The organism is Microvirga yunnanensis (assembly GCF_025460875.1).
The window spans coordinates 62,850-89,121 of the sequence record NZ_JAMXFI010000005.1 but is presented as its reverse complement, the minus strand read 5'-3'; the positions used below and the strand labels follow the sequence as shown (position 1 = coordinate 89,121).

Here is a 26,272-nt window from a genome sequence, read left to right as displayed (position 1 = left end):
GTCAGCGCTGCCCGCGCTTGGCGAGCGCTTTGGGGCTGGAGGTCTTGAGGGATTTGCCACGGCCCGACAAACTCGGATTTGTCATGAAATACTTGTGAGCGTTGAATGGTTCCTCGCCCTTGGCGGGCACCACCCGCTGGCTCGAGCCGTCGGGAAGCACCGTCCAGCTCTGCTCGTTGTCGAGGAGGTTGGCGAGCATGATCTGGTCGAGCACCTGCTGGTGCACGGTCGGGTTGAGGATCGGCATCAAGGCCTCGACGCGGCGGTCGAGGTTGCGCGACATGAGATCGGCGGACGAGATGTAGACGTGCGCCTTGGTGTTCGGCAGCGCCTGCCCGTTGCCGAAGGCATAAATGCGGGTGTGCTCCAGGAAGCGCCCGACGATGGACTTGACCCGGATGTTCTCCGAGAGGCCCCTGATGCCGGGCCGGAGGCAGCAGATGCCGCGCACGATGAGATCGACCTGAACGCCCGCCGCGCTGGCGTCGTAGAGGGCGTCGATGATCTCGGGATCGGTCATCGAATTGCACTTGCCCCAGATCGCGCCGGGCCGCCCCGCCCTGGCGTGCTCCACCTCCTCGGCGATGTGCTCGAGCAGGCGCTTCTTGAGGTTCAGCGGCGAGACCGCCATGCGCTCAAGCTCGGCCGGCTCCGCGTATCCGGTCACGAAGTTGAAGATGCGCGACACGTCCCGGCCGATCACCGGGTCGGCGGTGAAATAGGACAGGTCGGTGTAGATGCGCGCGGTAATCGGGTGGTAGTTGCCCGTCCCCACATGGCAGTAGGTGATGAGCTGGCTGCCCTCGCGACGCACGACCATCGACAGCTTCGCGTGGGTCTTCAGCTCGATGAAGCCGAACACCACCTGGGCGCCGGCGCGCTCCAGGTCGCGGGCCCAGCGGATATTGGCCTCCTCGTCGAACCGGGCCTTGAGCTCCACGAGGGCGGTCACGGACTTGCCGGCTTCCGCGGCTTCCGCCAGCGCCGCCACGATCGGGGAATCCGACGAGGTCCGGTAGAGGGTCTGCTTGATCGCCACCACGTTCGGGTCCCGCGCGGCCTGGCGCAGGAACTGCACCACCGCGTCGAAGGATTCGTAGGGGTGGTGAACGATGATGTCCTTCTCGCGGATCGCCGCGAAGCAGTCGCCGCTGTGCTCGCGGATGCGTTCGGGGAAGCGCGGATTGTAGGGCTTGAACTTCAGGTCGGGGCGTTCGAGCGCGACGAGCTGCGACAGGTCGCGCAGGCCCATCATGCCCTCGACCACGAAGACCTCGTCGCTCGACACTTCCAGCTCCTCGGCCACGAAGAGGCGCAGATCCTCGGGCATGGCCGCCTCGACCTCCAGGCGGATCACGCTGCCCCGGCGGCGCTGCTTGAGGGCCGTCTCGAACAGGCGCACCAGATCCTCGGCCTCCTCCTCCACCTCGATGTCGGAGTCACGGATCACCCGGAAGGCGCCCTGCCCCTGGACCTCGTATCCTGGGAACAGGCGGCTCGTGTAGAGCACGATCATCTGCTCGAGGGCGATGAACCGGGTGGCGCCGGTCTCGGCGAAATCCGGCAGGCGGATGAAGCGCTCGGCGCGCGACGGCAGGCGGATCAGGGCGTTCAGCACCTTGCCGTCGCTCTGGCGCACCAGCTTCAGGGCGATGGAGGAGCCGAGATTCGGGATGAACGGAAAAGGATGCGCCGGATCGATGGCGAGCGGCGTCAGGACCGGGAAGACGTGGTTGAGGAAGTAATCCTCGAGCCAGGAGGCCTCCGCCTTGGTCAGGCCGGAGCCTTCCGTCAGAATGATGCCCTCCTCCAGCAGGGCGTCGCGCAACTCGCGCCAGCGCCGCTGCTGGTCGGATGCGAGGTTCGACACGGCGACCGCGATCTTGGCGAGCTGCTCCTGCGGAGTGAGCCCGTCCTGCGATGTCGTGGCGACGCCCGAGCGCACCTGCCCGATCAGGCCGGCGACGCGGACCATGAAGAACTCGTCGAGGTTGTCGGCTGAGATCGACAGGAAGCGCAGTTGCTCCAGGAGCGGATGGTTGCGGTTCGAGGCCTCCTCGAACACCCGCCGGTTGAACTGCAGCCAGGACAGCTCGCGGTTGATGAAGCGCTGCGGAAACTTCCGGAGCACCGCCCCGTCGAGCTCGATGTCCGGCGGCGCCTTGGGCAACGGGGCCTCGCTGACGGTCTCCACCTCCTTCAGGGCAATCGCGCTGCGCACTTCGACCTCCGCCGCTTCCTTCTTCGGCGACCGTTTTGCTCTGGGCTTCGTGACGGTTTCACGACGGTTCGACAACGCGGCGTTGATGTCAGGCTTCACTCGCTCTCATCCATTTCCTGTGCGGCGCCAAGGATCTCCGCGGCGATCGTTCGTGACACGCGCCGGCCCCGGCTCAGGGCCTCCCGGTCGAGGAGCGCCACGAGCTCGGATGCCTTTGCCAAAGACCGTTCGATCCGCAGGGCAATATAATCGACAACGGAGGTGTCGACCACGAGTTGCCTGTCGACGAAGAGCTTCACCAGGACGGCTTTGAGCAGCGCATCGTCCGGTGCCTCCAGCGAGACGCCCGGCGCGAGGCGCAGGCGCGACAGGAGATCCGGCGTCCGCAGGGACCAGCGGTCGGGCGGCGTCTCGCAGGTGATCAGCAGGGAAGCCTTCTTCTCGCGCGCCAGGTTCAGGAGATGGAACAGGGCCGCCTCGTCCCGTTCGCCCCGGTCCATGTCCTCGATGGCGAGCGCGCCGTTCGAGACCAGATGCGGGACCTTGTCCTGGGTGATGCCGGAAGCGTCGATGGTCCAGGCGCGGGCGTTCGTCGCCCAGATCGACGCGAGATGGCTCTTGCCGCTGCCGCGGGGTCCGACGAGGAGCAGGATCGTGTCCGGCCAGTCGGGCCAGCTCTCGATGAGGCCGTAAGCCTGCTCGTTCGACGGGCTGACGAGGAAGTCCTCGGCTCCGAACCGGGGATCGAGCGGAAGATCGAAGGCGAGCTGCTTGGGCGTCTCACGCATCGAGTTCGACCTTCTCGGGCTCGACCTTCGGTTTCAGGATCACCGGCTCGGTCCCGCGATAGAGGGGGCTCGCCAGGTACTGCCGCAGGGCAAAGCGCGCCACGACCCCCACGGCGGCCGCGAGCGGGACCGCGAGCAGCAGGCCGACGAAGCCGAAGAGCGCGCCGAAGGCCACGAGGGCGAACATGAGCCAAACCGGATGCAGACCGACGGAATCGCCCACCAGCTTCGGGGACAGAATGTTGCCCTCCACGAACTGGCCGAAGATGAAGATGCCGAGCGTCGCGGCGATCATGGTCCAGTCCGGCCAGAACTGCACGATGGCGACGCCGACCGACAGGATGAGGCCGGTGAGCGAGCCCACATAGGGGATGAAGCTCAGGATGCCCGCCGTCATGCCGATCAGGGCGCCGAAATTGAGCCCGATCAGCGCCAGGCTCACCGCATAGAAGGTTCCCAGGATGAGGCAGACCAGGGCCTGGCCGCGGACGAAGCCCGCGATCGCCCGGTCGATGTCGCGGGCGATGGCCCGGATCGTCTCCCGGTGCTTCATCGGCATCCACGAATCGACCGTCCGGACCATGCGGTCCCAGTCGACGAGCATGTAGAAGGCGACGACCGGGGTCACCACCAGCAGGGAGAAGATGCCGATCAGGGCCTGCCCGCCGGACCACAATCCCTGCAGGAAAGCCGTCACCCAGGCGATGCCCTGGCTGATGAGGTTGCCCACGGAGGGCGGGGTCGCCGGCAGGGCGTCCTCGATCCCGAGCTTGCGGATCAGCGGACCGAGCTGCTCGGCGCCGAGTTCCTGAAGCCGCGCCACATAGCCCGGCAGGCGCTCCACGAAGGCCCCCACCTGCTGGGCCGCGAAGGGCACCAGGATCATGAGGGCCACGATGAAGACCAGGACGAACAGGACCAGGATCAGCAGGCTCGCGCCCAGGCGCCCGATGCCGACCTTCTGCAGCCGGTCGGCCAGGGGATCGAGCAGATAGGCCAGCGCGAAGCCCGCCACGAAGGGCAGCAGGATGCCCCTCAGGACGAACAGCAGCAGAACCGCCACGACCAGCGCCGCAATCCAGAACCCGATCTGCCGTTGGACCGTCATCGGTACTCCATAGCTGCCAATTCTGGCCTTCAGGTGGTCATGTGCCGCAGCCAGCCCCCGAGATAGGCACCGGCGGACGCTATGGTCAAGGTGGCGACCAACACCATGGCGACCTCGTCGAGCCCCGCGAGATCCACCCCGAAGGCATTCGCCGCAAGGGCATAGGCGGCAAAGGCGATCTGCGCCCCGGTGTTCAGCTTGCTCACGAGGAGCGGCTTGATCTCCACCGGACGGCTCATGATCCAGGACAGGAGGATCGCCGCCACGATCATCACGTCCCGCGACACGACCACGATGGCGAGCCAGCTCGGGATCGCCCCCACGATGGCCAGCGTCACGTAGATCGAGACCAGCAGCGCCTTGTCGGCGATCGGATCGATATAGGCGCCGAACTCGCTCTTCTGGTTGAAATGGCGGGCGATGAACCCGTCGATCCCGTCCGAGACCCCGGCCACGACGAAGAGCACGAAAGCCGTGCTCCACCGGTGCTGCATGATCATGACGATCACGATGGGCACGATGATCAGCCGGCCGATGGTGATGATGTTCGGAATGGTCATCCGCCCGATGATGGCCGGTCGAGGCGCGGAGTTCAATCGTCGGGTCGGCAGGATGGGGATCATGGGCCCCTCTCCCGGTCATGACCGGACCTATCCCGGCCACCCCGCTTCCGTCACCGGGCCCGCCGCGTCCTGGCCGGGCCTGTCCCGGCCATCCCGATCGGAAAGGCATCCCACCTCGAACAAGGGGTTTTCCCGCACGAGCCTGGCGATATCAGGACGGAGGTACTGGGCCGCCGTCGACCCGCCGCACGGGGACAAAATTCGCCGGAGCGGGAACCTTAGCCTTTTGTGGCCGTCATTCCTGGGAGGCCTTCATCGACGACACGGCCGACCCGGGGAGACCGACCGATGCGAGAATGGATCACATTCGCCTGCCTGCTCCTGGGAGCGACCGGCATCGCCGCTCCCGCCGCGGGCGCGGAGGTCTCCATCGCGGTGAACAAGACGACCCAGCGCATGACCGTGTCGGTGGACGGCGTCGAACGCTACGCGTGGCCCGTCTCGACGGGAACGATCGACTACTCGACTCCCACCGGCGCCTTCACGCCCTCGCGCCTGGCGAGGGAGCACTATTCGCGGGAATGGGACGACGCGCCGATGCCGCACTCGATCTTCTTCACGGATTCCGGTCACGCCATTCATGGCAGCCGCGCCACCGGCCTTCTGGGCTCCCCCGCATCGCATGGCTGCATCCGGCTGTCGCCGACCAATGCCCGTCTCCTTTTCGCCCTCGTCGAGGCCGAAGGCCCGGCCAACACGAGGATCGAGATCACCGGATTCGACCCGATCGGGACGATCGTCGGCGGCAGGAACGGGACCCGGCTCGACTCCAGCCGGCTCACCAGCTTCGATCCTCTCACGGACGGGATCATGTCAGGCGGCGGCCCAATCCGGCGAAGCGCGGTCGGACGACAGCCCTAGCGCATCGTGCGGCGCCAGAGGGCCGCTCCAACGAGGCCCTCTTCACCAAGAGGAGCCATGGTGCGGCCGAGAGGACTCGAACCTCCACGGGTCTCCCCGCTACCACCTCAAGGTAGTGCGTCTACCAATTCCGCCACGGCCGCGCTCCCATCGGCTAGCGGATCGGGGCGCCGACCGCAAGCCCCGGCCTTGCGCTCCGGGGGTGCCGATCACATCTGCGACAGAACCCCACCCATCACGACGAGAGGCTGCCGATGAACGACCCGTGCGGATCGCATGCGACTCCTCGCGACGACGACGCTCTGGACGACGCGGCCTTCGCGCGGGACGGCCTGGCGGAGGAACTCGCCCTCCTGGCCTCGGCGCTGGAGGGACACGGGTGCCCCTGCGTGGCGGCGACATTCCGCCAGGCGGCCCGGCGGCGCCGGGTGCAGACCCTCCTCGAGACCGCCCTGGCTCGTGCGGCCCGGGTCGTCTAGCGCATCGGACATGAAAAGGGGGCCCACTTTCGGGTCCGATGCTCCACTCTTGGCAGGCGCATCGTTGAGTGCGGCCCCGAAGGGCCGCGTCAGCGACCCGCTTTCGACCGCACGATGCGCTCGGCGGTCTTCCGACCGAGGTCATCGGGACAAGCCCGGTGATGACACCCTCCACACGTCATGGCCGGCCGTTCATCACCCGCGTCTCGCCGGCCATCCCGATTGGGCGATGCTCCCAACTTGGAGCGGCGCATCGTTCGTGGCGGACCTAGAGGCTCACGAGGGGGGCCCGCTTTCGTTCGCACGATGCCTAGCGACCGCTTAGGAAGAGCGGCGCGGTCGGGGTTCGCGCTCCTGCATTCGCCAGGCTCACAAAAAAGCCGTCGATGTTTCGGAAGGACCCCGCTCCGCATCGACCATCATGGGGGTACGAGGTCCTTGAGCACCGGCATCGTCGCGACTGCAATCGTCCTGATCATCGGCTACGTCATCGTGTCGAGGATCGTCGGCCTGGCGTTCCGCCTCGTGGTTCCCCTGGTCCTGATCGTGCTTCTGGGGGGAGCCGGCGTGTTCTCGAGCCTGATGCCGGGGCACTCCGCAGCTGACCCCTATGCGCCCTACGGAGAGGCCCAGCATCGCTCTGCCGCCGACATCGGAGACCTGCGCCTGCGCGACATCGCCGACATGGCGGTCGACGCGGTCCGCTCCGTGCTCCGGGGCAGCCTCGCCCTGCTGAATGGCATCTCCGAATCCGAGCGGGGGCAGGAGCCGCGCTGGCCGGACGAGCCGGAACACACCCGGCGGGGCGAGCCCTATGGGCCCCGGTCGGGCTTCGCCGACGACCCGCGCCGGGACGAACCACGGCCCCGGTGGTGACCGGGCCGGAACAGAATCCCGATCAGATCTTCCGACTGAGGAAGCGCGACCCCGCAAGCGCAAAGCGCCACGGCCTGTCGGTGGCGCGCGTGATCCCGATCCTCGACCCCGCGGTCACCTGAGCCGGGACCTTCCGGCCGAAGACCCGGAAGGGCGCCCGGTCCAACGGCAGCCCGTTATGGGCGATCGTCACGCCCAGGGCCTGACAGAGACGGCCAGGACCCGAGCAGAGAAGGCGAGGATCGTCGAGCCCTCGCCGCGCCATCATCGTCTCGAGGCCGTCGGCGGGCTCCAAGGCCCGGATCAGGACGGCGCTCCCCGGCAGGCAGACGACGTTCAGGCACCAGTGGATCCCGTAAGACCGGTACACGTAGGCATGCCCGGCCGGCCCGAACATGGCTGCGTTGCGCACGGTCGGGCCGCAGAAGCTGTGCGAGGCCGGATCGTCGCCCGTATAGGCCTCGGTTTCGACGATCACCCCGCCGATTCCGTCGACGAGCAGAGTCGCCCCGACGAGATCCTGGGCGACCGCGACGGCATCGCGGGCGAAGAACGCGGGCGACAGGATCGCGTCCTTCCGCAGTGACTTCGGGACGGGCACCGGCTCACAGGCCTTCCTGAGCCCGGATCCGGTCATAGGCCGCCCGGACCGTCCCCCGGCCGTAGCTCCGCTCCAGCCGGCGCACGGTGAAATGCCCGCGGGCCAGCGTCTGGAAATGATCGATGAAGGCGGCGTTGACGGCCGCCCCGCCGATCGCCCCGATGACCGGCACCGCCTGGGCGGCGACCTTCTGCGACACGACCACTCCGAACCGGGCTCCGATCTGGGTCAGCAGGCGCAGGATGGCCGAGGTGCTCTCGTCGACGACGCCGCGCCCGGCCATCTGCTGCAGGGCGCGGGTGACGGACTTCGCCATGGCGGCCCGTACGGCGAAGTAGCCGGCTTCGTGCAGGTTGTCCGAGCCGGAATGTCCGCCCAGGGCGAAGACCTGGACGCAGGCCAAAGCCGTCTCGGGATCCGCGAGGTCCTCGCCCTCGCTCTGCGCGATGCGGGCGATCGACCGCAGCATGATCGTGGTCGAAACCGGAAGCTCCACCAGCACCGCCGAGATGCCGAGCGCCCCGCCCATGGCCCCGGACAGGACCGCCAGCGCCTTGTGGACGCGGGTCTCGGGATCCCTGCCCTCTTTCGGAATCGTCCTGAGCGCATAACGCAGGGCACGGGTGAGCGCCGTCTGGGTGGCCTTCGAGATCACGTCCGAGACCGGCACCGGAAGCGCCTGCCCGAGCAGTTCGACCGGCCGACCGGCCAGGGCCGAAAGCCGAGCCACGTAGCTCGGCCCCTCGAGGGCGAGCACGGCCTGCCGCAGCGCCTCGCGGTCCTCGTCCGAGAGGGCGATCTCCGGCGGCGCGGCGTGGTCTGCGGTCGAGGGCGGCGGTGTCTGGGGTCGAAGGTCCTGGCTCATGCCCTCTAATTGGGGATTCCCGGCCGCTTCGAACAGCCCGCAACCCTTCGACTCAGCTTGGCGTTGATCTGCGGGGCTGGAGGAGCCGATGTCGATCAGATCTGCCGCGGCCGTCGTTTCCGTGCTGATGGCGCAAGTCGCCGCGGCGCAGCCCGTGCCGCCTCTGCCGCCCCCAAGGCCGATCGAGACGCCTTCTCCCGCCCCCCCTCCTGCTCCACGGCCCGAGACAGCTCCGGCGCCGACCGCGGGCGGGCCCCCACCAGCCTTGCCGGCGCCCGACGATTGCCTGGCCAGCCTCAAGGCGGCCGGGTTCGAGATCGAGCCAGCGGAGCCGCCCCAGGTCTCGAACGAGCTCTGCCGGATCGACACACCGGTGCGGCTCACGGCCGTGCCGGTTCCGACGAAGCCGGAGACAACCGTCCGGCTCGCCAATCAGCCGGTCCTGGCCTGCCGTTTCGCCGGACCGTTCGGGCATTGGATCGGCGATCTCGTCGCCCCGCTCGTCGCCGGCATCAAGGGGAGCGACCTGAAGGCCGTCCAGACCGGCCCCGGCTTCGAGTGTCGCAACCGGAACCGGGCCACCACGGGCAAGCTCTCGGCCCATGCGCAGGGGCTCGCAATCGACATCGCCGGCTTCGAGCTCGCCAACGGGACGACCCTGCGGATCAGGCCCGAACCCGACGCCGCGCCGGATCCGGCGCTCGCAGCCCTGCGGACAGCAGCCTGCGGCTGGTTCACGACGATCCTCGGCCCCGGCTCGGACGAGGCGCACCATGACCACCTGCACGTGGACATCGAGCAGCACGGATCGAGCGACCGTTACCGGATCTGCCAATAGGCGACAGTCGCGGCTCGGATCGCCTGAACGTGAACGAAGATCTCGAGGGTTCTCCCCCTGGAGGTCCCGACACTGTGATATCCCGGCAATCCCGTGACCTCACCCTGTCCACGAACGATCGCGAGCAGCGCCATGACCCAGCACCTGAAGATCGACTTCGTCTCCGACGTGGCCTGCCCGTGGTGCGTGATCGGCCTGCGGGGGCTCGAGCAGGCGCTCGCCAATGCCGCGGACGCGGTGGCGGCCGACATCACCTTCCAGCCATTCGAACTCAATCCGGGAATGCTGCCTCCAGGGCAGAACCTCGCCGAGCATATCATGGAGAAGTACGGCTCCACGGCCGAGCAGTCGGCCGCCAGTCGCGCGATGATCCGAGCGCGGGGCGCCGAGGTCGGCTTCCCGTTCAACATGACGGAGGAGAGCCGGATCTACAACACGTTCGATGCCCACCGCCTGCTCCACTGGGCGGGGATCGTCGGACGCCAGCGGGCGCTGAAGCACACCCTGTTCAAGGCGAACTTCACCGATGGCGCGAACGTGTCGGACCATGGAGTTCTCGTGGATGCCGCCGTCGCGGCCGGCCTCGACGGCGACGAGGCGCGCGAGATTCTGGCGTCGGGACGCTATGGGGAGCAGGTCCGCGGCGCCGAGCGGGAGTGGATCTCCCGCGGCGTCCGCTCGGTGCCGGCCATCGTGATCAATGGAACTTGGCTGATCTCCGGCGGCCAGCCGGCCGGTTCCTTCGAGCAGGCCCTGCGCGGCATCGCCGCCGAGCTTGAGCAAGCCTCGACCGGCGCATGACCACGCGCGGGTTGCGGATGTCGCCGCGGCTTTGAGCCTCCGCGGGCCCTGTGGACAGGCTCAGTCCCGGAGCCCATTCCGATGAAGGCGCTCACCAGCGCTGATGCACATGAGGACGGATCAGACGGTCGTAGATGCTCCTGGCGGCCTCCATCTGGCCCGCCGTCAATTCAGGCCATTCAGCCGCTCGCGCATTCGAGACCGCCTGATCGGGATTGCGCGCCCCCGGAATGACCACCGACACCGCTTCGCTCATCAGGATCCACCGTAGCGCGAACTGCGCCATCGGCACGGTACCGGCCACTGTCCGCAACTCCTCGACAGCCTTCAGGCCGACCTCGAAGGGGACGCCCGAGAACGTCTCGCCGACATCGAACGCCTCTCCGTGCCGGTTGAAGGCTCGATGATCATCCGCCGCGAACTGACTGCTGGCGCTCAACTTTCCCGTCAGCAGGCCGCTGGCGAGCGGCACCCGGGCGATCACCGCCACTTGGCGCTCCCGAGCCAGCCGGAAGAACAGCTCGGCCGGGCGCTGGCGGAACAGGTTGTAGATGATCTGCACGCTTGCGATCGGATATTCGAGCGCCTTGATGGCCTCCTCGACCTTTTCGACGCTCACGCCGTAATGCCTGATCTTGCCTGCCTGGACCAACCGGTCGAGGGCCTCGAACACCTCCGGCCGGTAGTAGACTTCCGTGGGCGGGCAATGCAGCTGCACGAGGTCGAGCGCCTCGGTCTCCAGCCGTTCCAACGAACCTTCGACAAAGCGCGTGAGCGCGTCGGCCGTATAGGCATCCGCGACATGAGGGTTCAGCTGACGACCCGCCTTCGTCGCGACGATCACGTCATCCTGGCGTCTTTGCTTCAGAACGCGCGCGATCAACCGTTCGGAGCGGCCGCCGCCATAGACGTCAGCCGTATCGATGAAGGTGACGCCGGCATCGAGGGCCGCCTGGAGGGCCGCTTCGGCATCCTGCTCGGAGACGTTGCCCCAGCTGCCGCCAATGGCCCAGGCGCCGAAGCCGATCTCTCCAACCCGCTGACCCGTCCTGCCAAATGAGCGCTTCTTCATGAGGGTGATATCCTGGCTGATGGAAACGAGAAGGCCTACAGCATCGGCCTCGAAAGTGAACCCACTTTCCGGGCCGATGCTGATTTTCTTGAGCAGCGCATCGTGCGGGTCACCAGCGTGGCCCGCTTTCGTCTGTCCGAGGCTCTAAAGCATCGGACCCAAAAGTGGACTTGCACTTTTGGGATCCATCCGATGCTTTCTTCTCGAATGAGAGCATCGGTCAGAACGGAAAACCGGGTCCACTTTTCCGTCCGATGCTCTAGGAGCAGTGAGGCTCATCGTCCGGGCCCCTGTCTTGATCGCTCGGACGGATGGCCACCCCTTCGTCATCACCGGGCTCGTCCCGGTGATCTCGATACGAGAGGCGCCGCGCCCCAAAAGATCGAGATAGCCGGCACAAGGCCGGCCATGACGTGTGGAGGGTATCATCACCCGCTCACACCACCCTCTCACGTCATCACCGGGTCTGTCCCGGTGATCCCGGTCGCAAGGCCGGCACGGGAGTGAGCTCGTACGCGTTCGAGAATGGTGTCAGCAGAAGTCGAAGTCGCAGCCCTCGTCCGCCTGCAACACGCTCCTGAGATAGAGGCCCCAATATCCTCGCTTCTCTTCGGACAGGTGACGCGGCGGCTGCCATTCCTGAGCGCGGCGCGCGAGCTCGTCTTCATCCACGAGAAGCTCGAGGCGCCGCTCGGGCACATCCAGTCGGATCAGGTCTCCGCTGCGCACGAGGCCTAGCGGGCCGCCGGTCGCGGATTCGGGCGCGACGTGGAGCACGATCGTCCCGAAGGCGGTGCCGCTCATGCGCGCGTCCGAGATCCGGACCATGTCCGTCACGCCCGCCTGGGCGAGCTTCTTCGGGATCGGCAGATAGCCGGCCTCGGGCATCCCGGGGGCTCCTTTCGGGCCTGCATTGCGCAGGACGAGAACGTCGTCCGCCGACACGTCGAGCTCCGGATCGTCGATACGGGCGACGAGATCCTCCACCGACTCGAACACGACCGCGCGGCCGGTATGCCGCAGAAGCTCGGGCGATGCCGCCGAGTGCTTGATCACCGCCCCGAGAGGCGCGAGATTTCCGCGAAGGACAGCCATGGCACCGGCCCGTTTGAGAGGATTGTCCAGGCTCCGGATGATCGTCTGACCGGGCACGTCCTCGGCGCGGTCGGCGATGGCCCCGATGGTCGCGCCGGTGACCGTGACGGCCCCCAGATCGAGGTGATCGCGCAGTTCCTGCAACAGGCGGGGAACACCGCCGGCCCAGTGGAAATGCTCCATGTACTTGGCACCCGAGGGTTTCAGGTCGACGAGCACGGGAACCTCGCGCCCGATCTGATCGAACTCGTCCAGGTCGATCTTGATGCCGCGCCGGCGGGCGATCGCCGCCAGATGCACCAACCCGTTGGTCGAACCGCCGATGGCCTGCAGCACCACCATGGCGTTGCGGAACGCCGCCTCGGTCAGGAGCTCGCTGGGTCGTATCCCGCCCTGCGCCAACGCGACCGCCTGGCGGCCGCTCGCCTCGGCGGCACGGATCCGGTCGGCATGGGTGGCCGGAATCGAGCCGGTCCCCGGCAGGGCGATGCCGAGCGCCTCGACGAGGCAGCCCATGGTGCTTGCGGTGCCCATGACCATGCACGTCCCCTGGGTCGGGGCCAGACGGCCGCTGACGACCTCCACCTCGTCCTGGTCCATGAGTCCGGCCCGGTGCTGCCCCCAGAGGCGGCGGCAATCGGTGCAGGCCCCCAGCATCTCGCCCTTGTGATAGCCGACCAGCATCGGACCCGTGATCAGTTGGATCGCCGGGACGTCGGCGCTCGCGGCCGCCATGAGCTGCGCCGGCACGGTCTTGTCGCAGCCTCCGATCAGCACGACCGCATCCATCGGCTGGGCTCGGATCATCTCCTCCGTGTCCATGGCCATGAGGTTGCGCAGGAACATGCTGGTCGGGCTGGCGAAGGATTCGTGGATGGAGATCGTCGGGAACTCCATCGGCAGTCCGCCGGCCAGCATGACGCCCCGTTTCACCGCCTCGATCAGGCGAGGCACGTTCCCGTGGCAGGGATTGAAGTCACTGAAGGTATTCGTGATTCCGACGATGGGACGTTCCAGCGCATCGTCGGAGAAGCCAGCCGCTTTGATGAAGGCCTTGCGCAGGAACAAGGAGAAGCCGGGATCGCCATAGCTGGTGAGACTGCGCCGCAGGCCGAAGGCGGAAGGCTTGGGATCATTGCTCATGACGAGAGATCATTGACGTGCTAACAAGATTGTCAACAATAATGTTGAGACGAAAACGAGGGCCGTATGGATGGTGGGGAACGTCGGGCATTGACCGATCGCGTGAGACTGGTCGCCAATGCCCTCGAGGAGGAAATCGTCCTCGGGTGGCTGCAACCGCGGGAGAGACTGATCGAGGAGGACATCGCGACTCGTTTCGACGTCAAGCGGCATGTGGTGCGCGAGGTGATCGCCGAACTCGAACGCATGGGGTTGGTCGAGCGCGTTCAAAACAAGGGCGCGACAGTGCGCATGCTGAGCCCGACCGACGTCCGCCAGATCTATTTCGTCCGGGAGGCCTTGGAGACCCTGGCAGCACGAGAGATCCCGCTGCCACCCCGGCCGGAGACGATCGCGACCCTGGTCGAAATCCACCAGCAGCATTCGGCCGCTGTCGAGCGCGGCGATGCCCGGGCTGCCTTCAGGGCGAACATGGCCTTCCACACTGCGCTCTTCGGAGCCTGTGGCAATCCGCACCTGATCGAAGCGATCCGGACCCTCGCGCAGAAGGCTCACGGAGTGCGCTCCTACACGGCGGCAAATCCCATGCTCCTCGCCAGGGCCAGGGACGACCATCGAGCGATGATCGAGGCTCTCGAAGCGTCCGATCGGGAAAGGCTGGTCGAGCTTTGCCAGGACCACCTCAGGCCGTCCCGGGAAGCGTACCTTGCCGCCCTCGAGCAACGCTTCGGCAGGACTGGATGATGCTCACGATCGATGAGACCACACCGTGATGATGAGGCTCGTCAGAGCGCGAGCGCATCAGGCGTCAGGGGCAGTTGCTTCTGCACGCCGGGCGATGCGCCGCATTCGGTCAGGAATCCCGGCTTTGCCCCGAGAAGCGGCCGACCGGGGCCCATGTCCCGTCCTGGGCCCATGTCCCGTCCTGGGCCCATGTCCCGTCTCGCGATGAAAACGACCGAAACAATGATCCAACACAAGGGTGATCAACGATGGACCTTCAGCGCAACGCCTTCAAAGCCGCCCTCAAGGCGGAGAAGCTGCAGATCGGCCTCTGGAGCAGCCTCTGCAGCAACATCGTGGCGGAGATCATCGCCCAGAGCGGCTTCGACTGGATTCTTCTCGACATGGAGCATTCCCCGAACGAAGTTCCGGGGATCCTGAGCCAGCTTCAGGCCCTCGCCGGCGGAACCGCGACACCCATCGTGCGTCCGGCCTGGAACGATCCCGTCCTCATCAAACGTCTCCTCGATATCGGGGCACCGGCGGTTCTGATCCCGTTTGTTCAGAACGCCCAGGAGGCGGAGCAGGCCGTCGCGGCCTGTCGCTATCCTCCGGCGGGCATCCGCGGCATCACGTCGGTGAGCCGTCCGAGCGGCTACGGACGCCTGCCGGCCTACCTCAATCAGGCCGACCAGGAGACGTGCGTCCTGGTGCAGATCGAGACGTCGCAGGCTCTTGGAGAGCTGGAGGCCATCGCCGGAGTCGAGGGTGTGGACGGCGTATTCATCGGACCGGCGGATCTGTCCGCATCCCTGGGCCATATCGGAAACCCTCAGCACCCCGAGGTACAGGCCGCCATTCGCGATGCCGTTCGGCGGCTTCGGGTCGTCGGGAAGCCTGCCGGCATTCTTGCCCCGCGCGAGGCGGATGCCCGGCGCTACATTGAATGGGGCTATGGGTTCGTTGCCGTCGGGTCCGATCTGGGGCTTCTGGTCAAGGGCGCCGACGACCTGGCGCAGAGCTTCTGATCGCAGCCCTCGGAGAGCACTCCGTCAGATGGCCGATGAGAGCCCGATTGGCGCCGGTCTGATGAAAATGTCCGGCCCTCAGTACGGCGCCGCCATGCATCGGGCGCATCCTGCGGACCCAGAGGGCCGCGTCGCCGATGCGCCAGCAAGGCGTGTAGCATCGTCCCCTAAAGTGGTTTCCACTTTAGGGGACGATGCTCTGGGCATGAACATACGGTAGCCTCAAACCTCCATAAAACCGATTGTCTCGGATCGAGGGCAAGTGGATCCTCGTCCGGGTGCGAATGGCTCGCGGCCCGTCCGGCCGCGGAGGCGGAGACCGGGATGGAAGGATCGATCGGGAAGAACAAGCATCCCCTGACCCGGGAGGCTCTGCGGAACGGCTTCGTCGGCGAGATGATCGCACGTTCGGGAACCAACCTTCGGGTGCTCGGCGACGAGGAGCGGCGCCGATCCCTGGAGGAGACGCTCGCTGCCCAACCCAATCCTGGCGAGGATGTCTGGCTGTTCGGCTATGGTTCCCTGATCTGGAACCCGGCCTTCCATTATGCCGAGCGTCAACCCGTGCTGATCCGGGGGTGGCACCGCCAGTTCTGCCTGGCCACGCCCATCGGGCGCGGGACGCCGGAGCGCCCCGGCCTGGTTCTGGGACTGGATCGAGGAGGCTCCTGCAGGGGTGTGGCTTTTCGCATCCCGCGCTCCGAGGCGGAGACGGAACTCGAACTGGTCTGGCGGCGCGAGATGGTGACAGGAGCGTATGTGCCGCGCTGGGTCACGCTGACCAGCCCGGATCTGCCCCACGGCGCTGCCGGCATCGCCTTCACCATCAACCGGGCAGCGCCGAACTATGTGCGTCCGGTCTCGGAGGCCGACACGGCCCGGGTGATCGCCACCGCTCACGGGGCCCTCGGCTCATGCCGGGATTACCTCTTCGACACGATCCGTGGCCTCGAGGGGTTTCAAATCCACGACCACCACCTCGAAAGGCTTGCGCGGCTGGTGCACGAATACCGGGACTGAGCGATCGGAGGCCTTGAGCATCGCACGTGAAAGGTGGACTCGCCTTCGAGATCCGATGCTCACATCCTGAAGCGGCGCATCGTTCGGGGCGGACCCGCAGGACCGCGCGGGGCGCTCGGCGGTCTGCCGATCGCGCTCACCGGGACAAGCCCGGCGATGACGTGCGAGGGTGACCATCGCCTTGGCGCCCCCCTTCCCACGCCCCACCCACGTCATGGCCGGCCTTGTGCCGGCCATCCCGATCCGGTGAAACGCCGCGCCACAGACAAGCGGGATCACCGGGACGAGAGCATCGGACGGAAAAGTGGATCCGGTTTTCCGTTCTGACCGATGCCCTCATTCAAGAAGAAAGCATCGGATGGATCCCAAAAGTGCAAGTCCACTTTTCACGTCCGATGCTTGAGCCCGGTGATGACGTGGTGGGTGGGATGGGCCGGTGCGAGCACCCTCCCACGATCACTCCCCCGTCATGGCCGGGCCTGTCCCGGCCATCCCGATTGTCCGATGCTCCCATCTTGAAGCGGCGCATCGTTCGGGACAGGGCCGCGCGAGGCGCTGGGTCGCCCTGCTGTTCGGGTCTACGAAGAGTTCGATTCGCCCTCCATCGGGCGGAGCCGGGCCCGTGGAGCCACCTTGCGGACCGAATTCGATCGGATGAAGAATCCCACGAAAAGCGGGACTTTCAGCACCATAGGTAAGTATTTGAATCGATTCAGATTCAGGAAGATTATGAGTCAGGTATATGCAGGCGGAGAAAGCTCAATCGCGTCAGTCCCTTAGTCGCGGAATCCGCATAGAAGTCTGCGTGGTCCCGTATCGAACTCTGCGCTCGATCGCATTGGACTCGGCGTTGAAAAAGCGGGCCTCAACATAGGAGTCTGCGCAGCCGCGCATCGGACTCGGCGAAGCCATTTGGCTAAAGGCTTGTCGCTCAAGCCGAAAATTTCATGGAGCCTGCATCGAACTCTGCGCAGGCTCGAAGCCTCTCCGCCCGGAGGGCGTTCTCATCCCGTCTCGGACGGCGTTTTGATCGAAGCGTATCGAATTCTGCGCAGCTCCGGACGAACGGCCGGAAGCCCACATTCTTCCGCTGCCCTGCGGGGCGTATTGAACTCTGCGTGTGACTGACCGGGACGCGCGACCGCGCCGGACATCGGCGAGAGCCGGTCTGTCTCCCTTGGTATCGGCCGACCCTGCCCGCGCCTGGGGCGATGAAAGCTCTGGATAACTCCCGATCTCCGGTCACCGCGAGGAACCCGAGGCCGGTTTCGGCGCGTTGCGAGTCCGCGAGCCATCTCCACGCCCGACGAGTCCAAGAGGCAATATGACCGCTGAAGACCATCTCGCCACGATCCGTGATGCCGACCTCCTGGAGGAGGTCGAGCGCGCCCGCGGTCATTTCATGTTCAAGACCATTGTCGAGCACATCGCCCATAAGCAGGAGCAGCGCGACGCCCAGCGGGCGAAGCAATCCGCCGTCGAAGCGCGGCGCGCCGCGATGAGCCGAGATCAAAGGCGCCGCGATGCCGTGCGGGAGTTGATCGAGGCCGCGCCGAGTTCCCCGGAAAACATCCAGCACATTCACAGCGTTCTGGCGCTGTGCGGGCTCCCCTATCGCGAACCCAAGGGCGAGCGCGAGTTCTTCCGCGAGTATGGCCGGAACACGCTCAGCATCATGGCCGGTCGCCTGAAGAACCCGCGGACGGGCCAAATGGAGGTTCAGGGGCTGCCTTATGGGCCCAAGGCCCGTCTCGTCCTGCTTCACCTCTGCACCGAGGCCGTTCGCCAGCGCAGCGCCCGGATCGAGGTTGCAGACAGTCTCTCCGGCTTCATCAAGCAGATGGGCTTCCCCGTGACAGGGGGCGAGCGCGGGACGCTCCGGCAGTTCAAAGAGCAGTTGAACCGGCTGGCCGCCTGTACGATGCAGCTCGGCCTCTGGGACGGTGCGTCGCGGTCGAGCACGTTGAACGTTCCGCCTTTCCGTCAGCTCGACATCTGGCTGACCGGCAACTCCGATCAGGGCCTGCTGTGGTCGAACACGGTTCAGTTCCACGCCGACTTTTATGAGAACCTCATTCAGCACGCGCTCCCGGTCGACATCCGGGCCGCGCGGGCGTTCTCCGGCTCGGCCCGGAAACTCGACATGCTGTTCTGGCTCGGATACCGCCTGCGGACGGTGCAACGGCCGTTGAAGCTGAGCTGGGACAATCTTCATCAGCAATTCGGCTCCGACAACGCCAGCATCCGGAGCTTCAAGCAGGCCTTCAAGGGGGACCTGGCTCATATCAAGGAAGTGTTTCCGCGCCTGCGCGTGTCGCTCGACGAAGGCGGGATGCTTCTGCTCCCGACGGACCCGAGCGAACTTCTCGTCCAGCCCAGACGTCCGAAAGCGGAAAAGCTCAGCGCATCAGCCGCTTAGGAGCGCAGACTTCGATTCGGCCCGGTCTCGAAAACCCGGGGCCACGGCTTCGATGAGGCGCCTGGAGCATCGGACGGACCCAGAGGGCCGCGTCAGTGAAAAGTGGATCCGGTATTCGCTGACGCGGCCCGCTGGGTCCGTTCTGATCGATGCTCTCATCCAAGAAGAAAGCATCGGATGGATCCCAAAAGTGCAAGTCCACTTTTCACGTCCGATGCTTGAGCACGCTTCCGCTCAAACGAACCCGGCGAGAGCGTGCGGCACATAGGCCTCTTCCAGCTGCGCGATCTCCTCGGGGCTCAACGTCAGGGACAGGGCGGCTACGGCATCGTCCAGGTGCTGCGGCTTCGTGGCGCCGACGATCGGTGCGGTCACGACCGGCTTGTGCAGCAGCCAAGCCAGTGCCACCTGCGCCCGCGGAACGCCGCGCCGGGCCGCGATCTCGGCCACCCTCTCCACCACCCGGCGATCGGCCTCGGCGGTCGTGGCGTACAGCGACTTGCCGAATTCGTCCGTCTCCGAACGGGCACTGCTCTCATCCCAGTCGCGGGTCAGGCGGCCGCGGGCAAGCGGGCTCCAGGGGATGACGCCGATGCCCTCGGCCTGGCACAGGCGCAGCATCTCCCTCTCTTCCTCGCGGTAGAGGAGATTGTAGTAGTTCTGCATCGACACGAAGCGCGTCCAGCCGTTCAGGTCCGCCGTGTAGAGTGCCTTGGAAAATTGCCAGGCATACATGGAGGAGGCTCCGATGTAGCGAGCCTTGCCGGCCTTGACGACGTCGTGCAGGGCCTCCATCGTTTCCTCGATGGGTGTCGCGTAGTCCCATCGATGGATCTGGTAGAGGTCGACATAATCGGTGCCGAGCCGACGCAGGCTGTTGTCGATCTCGGTCATGATGGCCAGGCGCGAGAGCCCGGCCCCGTTCGGTCCCGGGCGCATGCGTCCATGCACCTTCGTGGCGATCACCACCTCGTCCCGCCGGGCGAAATCCCTGAGCGCGCGGCCGACGATCTCCTCGCTCGTGCCGTCGGAATAGACATTGGCCGTATCGAAGAACGTGATGCCGAGCTCGAGCGCGCGCTTGATGAAGGGGCGGCTCTGCTCCTCGTCCAGAGTCCAGGGGTGGTTTCCGCGACCGGGAACTCCGTAGGTCATGCAGCCGAGACACAGGCGGGATATTTCAAGGCCGGAGCGGCCGAGCCTCACATAATCCATGACAGTGTTCTCCTTGCATTCGTTGTGGCGGCACCGGCCCCGTCGCGGCCCGGACAGGACACAGGGGCCTTGGGCGAATTCCCGAACGGGTGGACCAGTTATATGGCTCGTCGAGGGATCGACCAGCGGGCAACCGAGTGTCGGCAGACCTATTGAGGAAATGGGGGCGTCGCGGCCGGATGCCGGGCCTGGACGCAGGCCCTCCCCGAGGCCGCTCACGCGGCCCCGCGGGTCCGCGTCCAACGGTGCGCCAGCCAAGAAAGGAAGCATCGGGTCCGATCCCAATATTGGGCCCACTTTTCACGTCGGATGCTGTAGATACATCGTCGACGGCAGCCCATTGCGCACGCAGACAAGGAACGTCGACCATGGACATCAAGCGAGCCGGAGCGGAGCCGTCCGGCACGGGACCGCAGGAGTACTTCACCGGGACAGTGCGGATCGATCCCCTGTTCAGCCCGCCCGATCCGGCGCGGGTCGCCGGTGCCCTCGTGACTTTCGAGCCCGGCGCCCGCACCGCCTGGCACACGCATCCGCTCGGACAGACCCTCATCGTCATGACGGGCCTCGGCCTCGTTCAGCGCGAGGGAGGGCCGATCGAGGAGATCCGGCCCGGCGACGTGGTCTGGTTCCCTCCAGGCGAGAAGCACTGGCACGGCGCGTCTCCGACCACGGCCATGAGTCACATCGCCATCCAGGAGAAGCTCAACGGCTCGACCGTCGACTGGATGGAGCACGTCACCGACGAGCAATACGGGAGGTCGGCCAGGGCACGGCCAGTCTGATCGGCGGCGAGACGCTCGAGGGGGGCCCGGTGTGGCGGCTCACCGGGTCGAGGACGCGCGACCCCGGGCGCCTTGAGCCGGAGCCAACCTCCCGGTTCAGAACAGCGAGATGCCGGTCAGAGCAGCAAGTCTGGTCATGAGCGCGTCCTGGAACACGGGATCGGACGCTTGCGCGGCCGGGGCCTGCCGCTCGCGGTGGTACCAGTACCCACCGCCGACCCTTGCGGCCGGATCGTTGCTCACCGCGAGCCAGGTCTGGGTGCGATGCCCCTCTTCCAGATCGTCCGGCGCTCCACGACCGCCCATCCGGGTCGGGACCCAGCCCGGATCGACCGCATGGCTCGAGACCTCCGGCCAGTGCCGCGCGACGGCAAGAGCGAGCGCCGCAACGTAGAGCTTGCTTTCCGCGTAGGCCCGGGTTGCATCCCAGCGGCGCTCCGTCCAGTCGATGTCGTGCAGCGGCCCGGTGCCGCTCCGGTGCATTCCGCTGCTCAGGTAAATCAGCCGTCGAGGGCGTTCGATCAGGCCCGTCAGGATGTACGGGGCCAGCGTGTTGACCGCGAGAATGGCCGCGTGCCCCTCCGGGGTCGCCGACCGGCCCTGCACCGCATAGATGCCCGCATTGTGGATCACGGCATCCATGCGACCGATGGCATTGACCTGCGCGGCGACCGAGCGGGTCTCAATTGCACGGCTCAGGTCGCCGACCACGATGCCGGCCGCACGCGGCGAGAGCTCCGCGAGCGCTGAGGCGCGTTGCGTCGAGCGCGCATGCAGGACGACCCGGTGCCCCTGCTCGATCAGAGCCTGCGCGGCCGCCCGACCCAGTCCTTCCGTGCTGCCGGTGATGAAGACCGAAGCCATGGCGCTCCCCCTGTTCCGTCGACGCGCTGACGTTAGAGCATCGGACGGAAAAGTGGCACCGGTTTTCGCTGGCGCGGCCCGCTGGGTCCGTCCTGACCGATGCTCTCATTCAAGAAGAAAGCATCGGATGGATCCCAAAAGTGCAAGTCCACTTTTCACGTCCGATGCTTTAGCGCGCGCGGACACCGAGCGAGGCGACGACCTCCTCGGCAGCCCGCAGCCCACTCTGGTAGGCGCCGTGGGCGGTCGAGAAATCGTACCGCTCCGTCGCCTCCCCGGCGAAGAACAGCCGCTGGTCGAAGGGACGAGCGAGACTATCGCGCGCACCCGCGCGCCCGGGAAGGGCATAGCTGTAGGCGCCGCCCACATGCTCCATCCGGCTCCAGGCGGACATGGCCAGCGGACGGAGCACGGCTCGGACCTCCGAGCCGAACAGCGCTGCAAGCTGATCGACGGCCTGGGCGAAGCCGGCCGCGGGGCCGCTCTCGGCCAGAGCCCGGGCCCCCTCCCCGCCGAAGAATCCTTCGATCACGGGGCGGCCGAACGGGCGGATATAGTAGGACCCCGTTCCGGCGTCGTGCGGATCACCGATCACATGGGTCTCGGGTTCGAACGGACCTTCTCCGACAATCTCCAGGAACAGCTTCTCGTTCCGACCGAGCGGCAGGCTTCCGGCGGCATGGCGCCAATCGTCGAGCGCGGCCGGCAGCCTGATCGTCCCGCCGGCGAGCACCGAAGTCGAGACGGTGAGGATGGCACTGCGCGCCGTGATCGAACCCGCACGCGTCACGATGCTCACACCGTCGGTGTCGAGATCGATGGCTTCAACCGGAGTGGCGAGGCGAAGCGCGACGGTGGGCGGAAGGCTCGCCGCCACGAGGGTCCCGTATCCCGCCGGCACCCGCCAGTTATACCTGGTCGAAGCCCTGTCGTAGGCGAGATAATCGGCAGCCGAGAGACGTTCGAGGCCGGCGCCGCTGATATAGCCGCTGATCGCCTGAAGGTAGGCATTCCATGCCCCGCCCGGCTCCAGGGCATCGGCGGCGCGATCTCCCGGCGGGAGCTCCCTGATCAGACGGTCGTGCCATGCGGCGTAAGCCTCATCGGCGGCTTCCTGCTCCGCCTGGGAGAAACCGAGGTCGCCATATTGCTGGTTCCAGGCCGACCGCCTGCGGTCGACGGCAAAGCCGGACGCTTCGGCGATGCGGACCCACGGATTGCGATCGGCCGAATGGAGCCAGCCGCAGCCGAGGTCGAGCGCATGCCCGGCGAGTTTCGCCGTGAAGGCACGGCCGCCGATCCGCTGCGACGCCTCCAGCAACAGCGTGGACACTCCGCTTTCTGCTAAACGGCGCGTAGCTCCAATCCCTGCGGCGCCACCTCCGATGATGACGACGTCCCAGTCGATCCCCATCCATTTCGTCCATTCGCTGCGATCATGCTCACCTACACCCGCGGCGTTCGAGCGTCCATGGCAAAGCCGACCGAGGCTTTCCCGCGCGATCCGTCCCGGGCCTCACGTCAATGGGCCGGAGGCGGCTTTTGTTCAGCCAGGGTCGCCCGGCGCTCCGGACACCATGGTCGCGGCTGGCAGGGATGGTCGATCCAGGCCTCGCGGATGGGCCGGACGATGCGATCGGCGCCGATCACGCGGAGAATCGGCTGGTACGGGCGCGGGAAGCGCCTCGCTGTCGCGGGTGATGGCCGTCGGCGTGTCTCCCCCCCTGCATGCGATCACAACTCGGTCTTATGGTCGCGGATCCGCATCCCCTGCCTCATCACCTCGAAGATGACCGCGGTCGACCAGCCGAACAGCAGCACGCCGTTCATGGCCGCCATGGGTCCGAGCAGGCGCCAGCGCTCTCCCGGCAGGACGTCGCCGTAGCCCAGCGTGGTATAGTTCACGAAGGCGAAGTACAGCACGTCGGCCCCGGGCGGAGCGACATCGAGGAACGCATAGGCGAGCGACCACGTGACGACCTCCGCCATGTGGGCGACCAGGAGCACTCCGACGACCGCCACCATGAGGACGGGAAGCCAGGTCCGGGCCGAACTGTGCTTCCATGTCAGGGCCCGGCGGCCGGTCGCCACGACCGCCGCCATCACCACCGCATGGATGGCGATGTTGCCCAGGCTGACGGCGCCACCCACGAGAAGCTGTCGCAACATGGCCCACCTATTGCGGCGCCGGGATGAGGTACAGGATGGCCGCGATGATGACGTAGAGCGCCACCAATTGTGCGCCTTTGAACCAGTTGGATTGGCCCGTGGTCGCAACCGTCGCGCCCAGGAGCACCGCCCCGAACAGCATCCACATCTCGGCCTGTGAGAACACCAGACGGAACTCCGCCGGCCCGATGGCCGGTGCGATCAGCACGAGGACGGGAGCAACGAAGAGGGCGATCTGCACGCAGCTTCCGAGGGCGATGCCGATGCTCAGGTCGACCCGGTCGGCCCGGCCCATGGCAATGGCCGAGCCGGACTCGGCGGCGCCGCCGACGAGCGCGAGCACGATCACTCCCATGAACATCTGCGACATGCCCAGCGAGTGGCCGGCCTGCTCGGCCGCCCCCACGAGGATCTCGCTCATCCATGCCGCACCGAGGGACGCGGCCAGCAGCGTCGCGACACCCCATGCGAGGCTGGGATGATCGTGCGTTCCGGTGTCGGCCGGGGTGCTCAGCTCGGCGAAGGTCTCCGGATGGGTTCTTAAGGAATAGAGCAGGAAGAGCCCATAAAGCGCGAGCAGGACGGCGGCCACGACGAGATCCAGGGTGGCATGCACCCCGAGGTGCGATTCCTCTTCCAGGACACGGTGGAAGGCGCTCGGGAGCGCCAGGCTGATCCAGGCGAGCACCATGGTCGACGAGTAGGTTCGCACCGCATCCGGATTGTACTTCTGACTGTGATGCCGGAGGCCGCCGAGCAGGAAGGACAGGCCGAGCGCCACCAGCAGATTGGCGAGCAGCGCTCCGACGATGGAGGCGCGGACCATCTCCACGAGGCCGGCGCGCAGGGCCGTCATGGCGATGATCAGCTCCGGCAGGTTGCCGAAGGTCGCGTTGAGCAGACCCCCGATCGTCGCCCCGGTATGGGCGGCCACATGCTCGGTTCCCTGGACGATGAGCTTGGCGAACGGCATGATGGCCAAGGCGGCACAGAAGAAGACGACACCGGCCGGAGCGATGCCCGCACGGTCGAGACTGGCGGCGACGGGCGCGAGAACCAGGAGCCACAGAAGGGATGGCTTCAGCAGGGAGGCCGCAGCTGCCGCGTGTGCGTCGGGATAGGGCTTGTCCGTCATGGCCTCGTCTCTTTCCCGCGTGGGTCCGAACAGCTCGGCTCACCGCCCATTATCGATCTCGACCGAGCCGCAGACCCCTCCGACCGGGCATTGCGCGACGTCGGCCGTCCTGACCCAGGCGGGACGGGCGGTCTCCCGGAAGGCGCAGAAGCTCCCATCGCGAACGTAGCGGTCGTAGGTGGCCGGTCCGGTGCGCAGCACGGCCGCGCCCCGCGAAGCCACGATCCCTCTGGCCTGGGCACAGGTCATCGCAAGGGTCGTCGAGCCGGACTGGGCGCCGGCACCCGTGACGAAGCCCGCAATGCCGGCGGCCACCAGGAGCGCCCTCATGGCTTCTCCGCCTTTCGAAAGGCACCGTACCCGAGCAGGAACTCGGCGCTTGATCGGATGGGACAACCGCTTGACACTTTGCGCCGCCGCATGGCGCGATCTCGGCGAGCCGATCGCCGCCCGTTCCCATCGGAGCGCCGAAGGCTCCGCCTTGATTCCAGCCTCGTCGCAGCGCCCGTCCAGGTGCCTCTCCCGTGGCGCCTTTCCCTTGGCGCCTCTCCCGTGGGGCTCATGGAGCCCGAACCGCACCGGTCAGACCGGGAGGCGCCCGCTATCGACGCGACGCCCATGGCCCAAACTGCCAAGCGCTTGTCCTCTTCCGTCAAGCACGGTGGTGCGGCCCGCCTACCATGTTGCATCGGTGGGCAGCAGAGGACGACGATTCGGTCCTCGGGGAGGTCACGATGAGACTTGCGGGATTCCTGGGCGCTGCCGGGCTCGGCCTGATCTTGATCATGTCCTCCGCCATGTCCGGCGCATTGGCGCAGAGCGGGCTCGCCCGGTTCCAGGGCGCATGGCTGTCGGGCAGCGCGGATTGCGCGGAGGTCTACGCCTCGTCCGGCAAGGAAGCATCGTTCAAGCGACCGGTCGACATCTTCGCTCCCGCCTTCATCGTGACCGGCAGCCGTCTGAGGACGCCCCAGGCGACGTGCCGCATCAAGTCCGCCCGGCCGACCGGGGACCGTCAGCTCCTCGTCCTCGACTGCGCCAATTCGGTGGCGGGCAGCGAGGTCCGGGTTCTCATGTCCCTGCAACCCGACGGCTCGCTGCGGCGCTACTTCAACGAGCGGGATACGACCGGCACGGAGTACAAGCAGTGCTCCCGGTGAGAGTCGGGAAATGAACCGACCCTGGGGCGCCGCTCCTCCCCTTCGGCCGGTTGAGGACAGTCTCAAACTGTCAAGACTCTGTCCCAAGCGATCAAGCACGACCCGCCGGCGGGTATAAGCTGTCCCGTTGCGGGCTGCGGGTCATCTGCGCCGCCGCCGGGATTGTGAAGCATGTGGGCCCGGTCCACATGGCCGAGCCAAACCCGAGCGCCGCCGATGAACGAGGCGGCACAGGTCCGGAAGGCCCCTAGCGCGTCGGACGGAAAAGTGGACCCGGTTTTCACTAGCGTGGCCCGCTGGGTCCGCCTCAACCGATGCGCCATTCAAGAGAAGGAGCCTCGGGCCCCAAAATGGGTGGCAAGATGGGGGACGAGGGGCGAGAG

General features: G+C 66.7%; 26 protein-coding genes and 1 tRNA gene. 11 read left to right on the top strand and 16 right to left on the bottom strand.

Annotated elements, in window-relative coordinates; translation table 11 throughout:
- Position 1: 1 nt before the first annotated feature.
- From NF876_RS04215 to NF876_RS04200, 4 genes are all read right to left on the bottom strand, one after another.
- Positions 2 to 2,170 carry an RNA degradosome polyphosphate kinase gene (locus tag NF876_RS04215; RefSeq protein ID WP_262267656.1) on the bottom strand — a complete coding sequence of 723 codons (2,169 nt, stop codon included), beginning with the start codon at positions 2,168 to 2,170 and terminating at the stop codon, positions 2 to 4.
- Between the two features lie 146 nt (positions 2,171 to 2,316).
- Complete coding sequence (locus NF876_RS04210) at positions 2,317 to 3,009, bottom strand: P-loop NTPase family protein (protein ID WP_262267593.1); 693 nt, start codon at positions 3,007 to 3,009, stop codon at positions 2,317 to 2,319.
- A complete protein-coding gene (locus NF876_RS04205; protein ID WP_262267592.1) occupies positions 3,002 to 4,117 on the bottom strand; it encodes an AI-2E family transporter in 1,116 nt (371 codons plus the stop codon). Before NF876_RS04205 ends, NF876_RS04210 begins: the two co-directional genes overlap by 8 nt.
- A gap of 29 nt (positions 4,118 to 4,146) precedes the next feature.
- Positions 4,147 to 4,677, bottom strand: a complete 531-nt coding sequence (locus NF876_RS04200; protein ID WP_262267655.1) for a CDP-alcohol phosphatidyltransferase family protein — start codon at positions 4,675 to 4,677, stop codon at positions 4,147 to 4,149.
- Positions 4,678 to 5,028: 351 nt separating this feature from the next.
- Here NF876_RS04200 and NF876_RS04195 point away from each other — a divergent pair, with 351 nt between their 5' ends.
- Positions 5,029 to 5,601, top strand: coding sequence for a L,D-transpeptidase (locus NF876_RS04195; RefSeq protein WP_262267591.1), 573 nt, complete (start codon positions 5,029 to 5,031; stop codon positions 5,599 to 5,601).
- Between the two features lie 58 nt (positions 5,602 to 5,659).
- Here the strand turns inward: NF876_RS04195 and NF876_RS04190 are convergent.
- Positions 5,660 to 5,744 (bottom strand) — tRNA-Leu (locus NF876_RS04190).
- 111 nt (positions 5,745 to 5,855) lie between these two features.
- Between NF876_RS04190 and NF876_RS04185 the strand changes: the two genes are divergently transcribed.
- Entirely contained in the window at positions 5,856 to 6,080 is a 225-nt protein-coding gene (locus NF876_RS04185; protein ID WP_262267590.1) for a hypothetical protein, read from the top strand.
- A 438-nt stretch (positions 6,081 to 6,518) separates the two neighbouring features.
- Positions 6,519 to 6,956 (top strand): hypothetical protein, encoded by a 438-nt coding sequence (locus tag NF876_RS04180; protein WP_262267589.1) that lies wholly within the window; start codon positions 6,519 to 6,521, stop codon positions 6,954 to 6,956.
- Positions 6,957 to 6,978: 22 nt separating this feature from the next.
- Here NF876_RS04180 and NF876_RS04175 read toward each other — a convergent pair whose 3' ends face one another.
- Complete coding sequence (locus NF876_RS04175; RefSeq protein ID WP_262267654.1) at positions 6,979 to 7,521, bottom strand: DNA-3-methyladenine glycosylase; 543 nt, start codon at positions 7,519 to 7,521, stop codon at positions 6,979 to 6,981.
- A gap of 40 nt (positions 7,522 to 7,561) precedes the next feature.
- Positions 7,562 to 8,422: an EcsC family protein gene (locus NF876_RS04170; RefSeq protein WP_262267588.1), complete on the bottom strand. Its 861-nt coding sequence runs from the start codon at positions 8,420 to 8,422 to the stop codon at positions 7,562 to 7,564.
- Between the two features lie 88 nt (positions 8,423 to 8,510).
- Between NF876_RS04170 and NF876_RS04165 the strand changes: the two genes are divergently transcribed.
- A complete protein-coding gene (locus tag NF876_RS04165; protein WP_262267587.1) occupies positions 8,511 to 9,260 on the top strand; it encodes an extensin-like domain-containing protein in 750 nt (249 codons plus the stop codon).
- Between the two features lie 132 nt (positions 9,261 to 9,392).
- Positions 9,393 to 10,061, top strand: coding sequence for a DsbA family oxidoreductase (locus NF876_RS04160; RefSeq protein WP_262267586.1), 669 nt, complete (start codon positions 9,393 to 9,395; stop codon positions 10,059 to 10,061).
- Between the two features lie 91 nt (positions 10,062 to 10,152).
- On the opposite strand, the gene NF876_RS04155 is transcribed toward NF876_RS04160, so the two are convergent.
- Together NF876_RS04155 and NF876_RS04150 are read right to left on the bottom strand one after the other, a co-directional pair.
- On the bottom strand, positions 10,153 to 11,133 hold the full coding sequence (locus tag NF876_RS04155) for an aldo/keto reductase (RefSeq protein ID WP_262267585.1): 981 nt from the start codon (positions 11,131 to 11,133) through the stop codon (positions 10,153 to 10,155).
- Between the two features lie 531 nt (positions 11,134 to 11,664).
- Complete coding sequence (locus NF876_RS04150) at positions 11,665 to 13,371, bottom strand: IlvD/Edd family dehydratase (RefSeq protein WP_262267584.1); 1,707 nt, start codon at positions 13,369 to 13,371, stop codon at positions 11,665 to 11,667.
- Between the two features lie 90 nt (positions 13,372 to 13,461).
- On the opposite strand from NF876_RS04150, the gene NF876_RS04145 reads away from it, so the two are divergent.
- Positions 13,462 to 14,115: a GntR family transcriptional regulator gene (locus NF876_RS04145; RefSeq protein ID WP_262267583.1), complete on the top strand. Its 654-nt coding sequence runs from the start codon at positions 13,462 to 13,464 to the stop codon at positions 14,113 to 14,115.
- Positions 14,116 to 14,156: 41 nt separating this feature from the next.
- Here the strand turns inward: NF876_RS04145 and NF876_RS04140 are convergent, their stop codons facing one another.
- The gene (locus NF876_RS04140) at positions 14,157 to 14,306 is read right to left on the bottom strand and encodes a hypothetical protein (RefSeq protein WP_262267582.1); all 150 of its coding nucleotides are present in this window, start codon (positions 14,304 to 14,306) and stop codon (positions 14,157 to 14,159) included.
- Between the two features lie 57 nt (positions 14,307 to 14,363).
- On the opposite strand from NF876_RS04140, the gene NF876_RS04135 reads away from it, so the two are divergent.
- From NF876_RS04135 to NF876_RS04125, 3 genes are all read left to right on the top strand, one after another.
- Complete coding sequence (locus NF876_RS04135; protein WP_262267581.1) at positions 14,364 to 15,122, top strand: aldolase/citrate lyase family protein; 759 nt, start codon at positions 14,364 to 14,366, stop codon at positions 15,120 to 15,122.
- Between the two features lie 324 nt (positions 15,123 to 15,446).
- A complete protein-coding gene (locus NF876_RS04130) occupies positions 15,447 to 16,142 on the top strand; it encodes a gamma-glutamylcyclotransferase (protein WP_262267580.1) in 696 nt (231 codons plus the stop codon).
- A 1,324-nt stretch (positions 16,143 to 17,466) separates the two neighbouring features.
- Complete coding sequence (locus NF876_RS04125; RefSeq protein WP_262267579.1) at positions 17,467 to 18,561, top strand: replication protein RepA; 1,095 nt, start codon at positions 17,467 to 17,469, stop codon at positions 18,559 to 18,561.
- Positions 18,562 to 18,795: 234 nt separating this feature from the next.
- On the opposite strand, the gene NF876_RS04120 is transcribed toward NF876_RS04125, so the two are convergent.
- The gene (locus tag NF876_RS04120) at positions 18,796 to 19,776 is read right to left on the bottom strand and encodes an aldo/keto reductase (RefSeq protein ID WP_262267578.1); all 981 of its coding nucleotides are present in this window, start codon (positions 19,774 to 19,776) and stop codon (positions 18,796 to 18,798) included.
- A gap of 368 nt (positions 19,777 to 20,144) precedes the next feature.
- Here NF876_RS04120 and NF876_RS04115 point away from each other — a divergent pair, with 368 nt between their 5' ends.
- On the top strand, positions 20,145 to 20,561 hold the full coding sequence (locus NF876_RS04115; protein WP_262267577.1) for a (R)-mandelonitrile lyase: 417 nt from the start codon (positions 20,145 to 20,147) through the stop codon (positions 20,559 to 20,561).
- 96 nt (positions 20,562 to 20,657) lie between these two features.
- On the opposite strand, the gene NF876_RS04110 is transcribed toward NF876_RS04115, so the two are convergent.
- The 5 genes from NF876_RS04110 to NF876_RS04090 form a co-directional block, all read right to left on the bottom strand.
- The gene (locus NF876_RS04110; RefSeq protein ID WP_262267576.1) at positions 20,658 to 21,425 is read right to left on the bottom strand and encodes an SDR family NAD(P)-dependent oxidoreductase; all 768 of its coding nucleotides are present in this window, start codon (positions 21,423 to 21,425) and stop codon (positions 20,658 to 20,660) included.
- A gap of 169 nt (positions 21,426 to 21,594) precedes the next feature.
- Positions 21,595 to 22,839 carry a flavin monoamine oxidase family protein gene (locus tag NF876_RS04105; RefSeq protein WP_262267575.1) on the bottom strand — a complete coding sequence of 415 codons (1,245 nt, stop codon included), beginning with the start codon at positions 22,837 to 22,839 and terminating at the stop codon, positions 21,595 to 21,597.
- A 320-nt stretch (positions 22,840 to 23,159) separates the two neighbouring features.
- Positions 23,160 to 23,594: a potassium channel family protein gene (locus tag NF876_RS04100; RefSeq protein ID WP_262267574.1), complete on the bottom strand. Its 435-nt coding sequence runs from the start codon at positions 23,592 to 23,594 to the stop codon at positions 23,160 to 23,162.
- A gap of 7 nt (positions 23,595 to 23,601) precedes the next feature.
- A complete protein-coding gene (gene cax / locus NF876_RS04095; protein ID WP_262267573.1) occupies positions 23,602 to 24,729 on the bottom strand; it encodes a calcium/proton exchanger in 1,128 nt (375 codons plus the stop codon).
- 39 nt (positions 24,730 to 24,768) lie between these two features.
- Positions 24,769 to 25,059 carry a hypothetical protein gene (locus tag NF876_RS04090; RefSeq protein ID WP_262267572.1) on the bottom strand — a complete coding sequence of 97 codons (291 nt, stop codon included), beginning with the start codon at positions 25,057 to 25,059 and terminating at the stop codon, positions 24,769 to 24,771.
- Positions 25,060 to 25,463: 404 nt separating this feature from the next.
- Here NF876_RS04090 and NF876_RS04085 point away from each other — a divergent pair, with 404 nt between their 5' ends.
- The gene (locus NF876_RS04085) at positions 25,464 to 25,889 is read left to right on the top strand and encodes a hypothetical protein (protein ID WP_262267571.1); all 426 of its coding nucleotides are present in this window, start codon (positions 25,464 to 25,466) and stop codon (positions 25,887 to 25,889) included.
- Positions 25,890 to 26,272: the final 383 nt, after the last annotated feature.